The sequence below is a fragment of the Mycobacterium sp. genome (assembly GCF_049683355.1).
Taxonomy (GTDB): Bacteria; Actinomycetota; Actinomycetes; order Mycobacteriales; family Mycobacteriaceae; genus Mycobacterium.
The window spans coordinates 1-4,256 of the sequence record NZ_JBAUJB010000260.1; the positions used below are offsets into that span (position 1 = coordinate 1).

The following is a 4,256-nucleotide window of genomic DNA, read 5'->3' on the forward strand; positions in this document are numbered from 1 at the left end:
GCCGGGGATACTCCTCGTTGAGGGTCACCGCCAGGACCGGATAGGACTTGTCGTCGCGGTACCGGATGTTGAACCGCGGGTCGAACTCCTTGATCCAGTTGTACTCGAGTTGCAGCGCCTCCACTTCGGTGTTGACGACCGTCCACTCGACCCCCGCCGCCGTGCGTACCATCTGCCGGGTCCGCGGCGCCAAGCCGCCGATGTCGGCGAAATAGGAGTTGAGCCGGCTGCGCAGGCTCTTGGCCTTGCCGACATAGATGACCCGGCCGTGCGGATCCCGGAACCTGTAGACACCCGGTTGGACGGGAATCGATCCAGGAGCGGGTCGGTATGTCGCTGGATCGGGCACGCAACCCAGGTTACTGCGGTGTACCGACGCGGCCGATCGACTACCGTCGAATGATGCGGTTCTGGTCCGCGCGACGGGTGGGGTCGCCGCTGCTGGCGGTGGTGCTGGTGCTTGCCGGATGTGCAGGCGACCAGAGCGCCGCCCCACCCCCGGCAGGTCCGTGTGACATCGTCGCCAACGGCACCCTGGCACCGCGGGCGGAGTCGTCGACGGAACCCGGCAACCGGGACATCACGGCAGCACCCGAGACCGCCACGGGATACCGCACGGACATGACCACCGTCGCCGCCACCGGCTTCGCGGTGGCCACCGCGAACCCGCTAGCCACGCAGGCGGCGTGTGAGGTGCTGAGGGACGGCGGCACCGCCGCGGATGCGATCGTCACCGCGCAAGCGGTCCTCGGGCTGGTCGAACCGCAGTCCTCAGGACTCGGCGGTGGCGGGTTCCTGCTCTACTACGACACCGCCGGTGGTGCCGTGCAAGCCTATGACGGACGTGAGGTGGCCCCGGCCGCGGCGACCGAGAACTATCTGCGGTGGGTCTCTGAAGCCGACAGGACGGACCCGAAACCTGATACCCGCGCCTCCGGCCGCTCCATCGGCGTGCCCGGCGTCGTGCGGATGTTGGCCGACGTGCATGCCGAACACGGCGAGACACCGTGGCGCGACCTGTTCACTCCCGCCGTGGCGCTGGCCGACGACGGCTTCGACATCAGCCCCCGGCTCGCGGCCGCCATCGTCGATGCCGCACCGCAGCTGCGGCTCGACGCGGACGCCGCAGCGTACTTCCTGGAACCCGACGGCTCCCCGAAAGCCGCGCAGAGCGTCCTGACCAATCCGGCGTATGCAAAAACGTTGGGCGCCATCGCATCCGACCCGGAAGCGTTCTACACCGGCGAGATCGCCCGCAACATCGTCGCCGCGGCGGCCGACACCTCGGGCGGACGCACCCCGGGCCTGATCACCGTCGAGGATCTGGCCGGTTACCGAACGAAGATGCGAACCGCTGTGCACGGGCTACCGAGGCAAACAGATCTGCGGCATGCCGCCCCCGTCCTCCGGCGGCATCGCCGTTGCCGCGACCCTGGGGATGCTCGAGCACTTCCCGATGGACCAGCACAAACCAACCGACGTCGACCTCAACGGTGGCCGGCCCACTGTGATGGGCGTGCACCTGATCTCCGAAGCCGAGCGACTCGCCTACGCCGACCGGGACCGCTATGTCGCCGACACGGACTTCGTGCCGCTTCCCGGAGGGTCCCCCGCCACGTTGCTGGGCAGCGACTACCTGGTGGGACGCGCGGCGCTGATCTCGCCGGACCGCACGATGGGCACGGCGCAGCCTGGCGAGTTCGGGCCCCCCATCGCCCCCGTGCCGGCACCACCGGAGCACGGCACCAGCCACATCAGCGTGGTCGACCGGCAGGGCAATGCGGCGTCGTTCACGACGACCATCGAGTCGGCGTTCGGCGCGTTCCACATGGTCGACGGATTCCTGCTGAACAACCAGCTGACCGATTTCTCCGCAGAGCCGGTCGGCCCGGACGGGGTGCCGGTGGCCAACCGCCTGCAGCCGGGCAAACGCCCCCGGAGCACGATGGCGCCGACACTGATCTTCGAACCGGGCGCCGCCGGTGCCCGCGGTCGGCTGTACGCCGTCACCGGCTCGCCCGGCGGGTCCACGATCATCCAGTTCGTCGTGAAAACCGTTGTGGGCATCCTGGACTGGGGCCTGGATCCGCAGCAGGCGGTCTCCTCGGTCGACTTCGGCGCGGCCAACTCCCCGAAGACGAACGTCGGCGGTGAGCACCCGTCGATCGACGCCTCGGACGACGGTGACCACGATCCGTTGGTACGCGGGCTGCGCGAACTCGGCCACCAGGTGGACGTCGGCGATCAGTCCAGCGGGCTGTCCGCCCTCGTCCGCGGCACGTCCGGCTGGATCGGTGGCGCCGACCCGCGTCGCGAGGGCGTGGTCATGGGTGGGTCGAATTGATGTCGGGCTGGTAGCGACGCAGCGCGGTACGCACCCGCTCCATCGACTCGACGGCTCTTCGCTTGTCGACGGCCTGGATGGCCATCACCGCCATGTACTCGTCGTCGGGAAGGTCGAGCCGCGCCCAGCGCGCACCTGGGTGAAACGACACGCCTCTGACTTCACTCCAGGGGAACAGCTTGTATCCGAAGAGGTTTCGCACCGCAACCCCGGAGGGTCCGATCCGCAGCCGAGGCCGCGCGAGCAGACACACGAAGGCCGCGATGACCGCGCCGACCATCGCGATGGCCACCTGGTCGGCGGTGCGGAAGATCACCCCGGTGGACGACGCCTTGAGCAGCACCCCGACAACAACGTGGGCGGCCAGGATCACCAGCGCCGCGCCGTAGGCGAAGATCGGTGTCAGGTGTGGCTTGACCTGGACGTCCCAGGTGTCCTTGCCGGCAGTGTTCACGAGCTCAGCCGGCGCAGCGTGAGCGCCGTCGACAGTGCGGCCGCGGCGGCCTGGGCGCCCTTGTCCTCGGCCGATGTCGGCAGCCCTGCGCGGTCGAGCGCCTGGTGTTCGGTGTTGGTGGTGAGCACTCCGTTGGCGACGGGTGTGGACGCGTCCAGCGACACCCGCGTCAGCCCGGTCGTGACGGCATCGCAGACGTAGTCGAAATGTGGTGTCTCCCCGCGGATCACCACGCCGAGCGCCACCACGGCGTCATGGGTCGCGGCCAACGCCTGCGCCACCACCGGTATCTCGATGGCGCCGAGCACCCGCACGATCGTCGGGTCTGCGATCCCCGCGTCTGCCGCCGTTCTTCGCGCACCCTCGAGGAGCGCGTCGCAGATCGTCTCGTGCCAGGTGCTGGCGACGATGCCCAACGTGATGTCAGAGGCGTCGAGCTCGGGGAGGTCCGGGACGCCGGCCGCAGGACTCATTTCGCCCCTCCACTGTGGGTGCTCATACTGCGCCACCGAACTCTCCGGGCAGTGCCTCGTCGAAGTCCTCCAGACCGACCAGGTCATGGCCCATCCGGTCGCGCTTGGTCATCAGGTATCGGATGTTCTCGGCGTTGGCCCGCACCGGCAGTGGCACCCGCTCGATGATGTGCAGGCCGTACCCGTCCAGCCCGACGCGCTTGGCTGGGTTGTTGGTCAGCAGACGCATCGACCGCACGCCGAGGTCGACGAGTATCTGGGCACCTATCCCGTAGTCGCGGGCATCGGCCGGCAGCCCCAGCTTGAGGTTGGCGTCGACGGTGTCGTCACCGGCGTCCTGGAGCTGGTAGGCCTGCAGCTTGTGCATCAGGCCGATCCCCCGGCCCTCGTGGCCTCGCATGTAGAGCACCACCCCGCGACCTTCGCGGGCCACCATGGCCAGCGCGGCGTCGAGCTGTGGCCCGCAGTCGCAACGGCGGGAGCCGAACACGTCACCGGTCAGGCACTCGGAGTGCACCCGCACCAGCACGTCGTGACCGTCCCCGTGGGGGCCGGCGATGTCGCCACGGACCAACGCGACGTGCTCGACCTCGTCGTAGATGCTGGTGTATCCGACGGCCCGGAACTCACCGTGGCGGGTCGGGATGCGGGCCTCGGCGACCCGCTCGATGTGCTTTTCGTGCTTGCGCCGCCACTCGATCAGGTCGGCGATCGAGATGAGGGCCAAGTCGTGTTCGTCGGCGAAGATGCGCAGCTCATCGGTCTGCGCCATGTCGCCCTCGTCCTTCTGGCTGACGATCTCGCAGATCGCGCCGGCGGGCTGCAGTCCGGCGAGCCGGGCCAGGTCGACGGCCGCCTCGGTGTGGCCGGGACGACGCAGCACCCCGCCGTCCTTGGCGCGCAGCGGGACCACGTGCCCGGGTTTGGTGAAGTCGTCGACGACACTGGTCGGATCGGCCAGCAGCCTCATGGTGGTCGCCCGGTC

4 protein-coding genes and 1 pseudogene are annotated in these 4,256 nt (G+C 69.1%); 1 reads left to right on the forward strand and 4 read right to left on the reverse strand.

What is annotated here, in order from left to right; genetic code table 11:
* Nucleotides 1-349, reverse strand: a 349-nt coding sequence (locus WA944_RS15725) for a GIY-YIG nuclease family protein (protein ID WP_526647102.1), incomplete at its 3' end; no start/stop codon positions are given.
* Nucleotides 350-399: 50 nt separating this feature from the next.
* Here WA944_RS15725 and WA944_RS15730 point away from each other — a divergent pair.
* Nucleotides 400-2,344 (forward strand): annotated as a pseudogene (locus WA944_RS15730) (gamma-glutamyltransferase family protein).
* Here WA944_RS15730 and WA944_RS15735 read toward each other — a convergent pair.
* From WA944_RS15735 to ribA, 3 genes are all read right to left on the reverse strand, one after another.
* Complete coding sequence (locus WA944_RS15735) at nucleotides 2,325-2,798, reverse strand: PH domain-containing protein (protein WP_163890341.1); 474 nt, start codon at nucleotides 2,796-2,798, stop codon at nucleotides 2,325-2,327. The pseudogene WA944_RS15730 and the gene WA944_RS15735 sit on opposite strands and share 20 nt — an antisense overlap.
* Nucleotides 2,795-3,271, reverse strand: a complete 477-nt coding sequence (gene ribH, locus WA944_RS15740) for a 6,7-dimethyl-8-ribityllumazine synthase (protein ID WP_526369102.1) — start codon at nucleotides 3,269-3,271, stop codon at nucleotides 2,795-2,797. The genes WA944_RS15735 and ribH overlap by 4 nt, the downstream gene beginning before the upstream one ends.
* A 22-nt stretch (nucleotides 3,272-3,293) precedes the next feature.
* A partial coding sequence (gene ribA / locus WA944_RS15745; protein WP_526647103.1) for a GTP cyclohydrolase II occupies nucleotides 3,294-4,256 on the reverse strand: 963 nt, incomplete at its 5' end.

Coding starts and splice junctions, on each gene's coding strand:
- ribH (WP_526369102.1), bottom strand. CDS start 3,271: ATGAGTCCTGCGGCCGGCGTCCCGGACCTCCCCGAGCTCGACGCCTCT.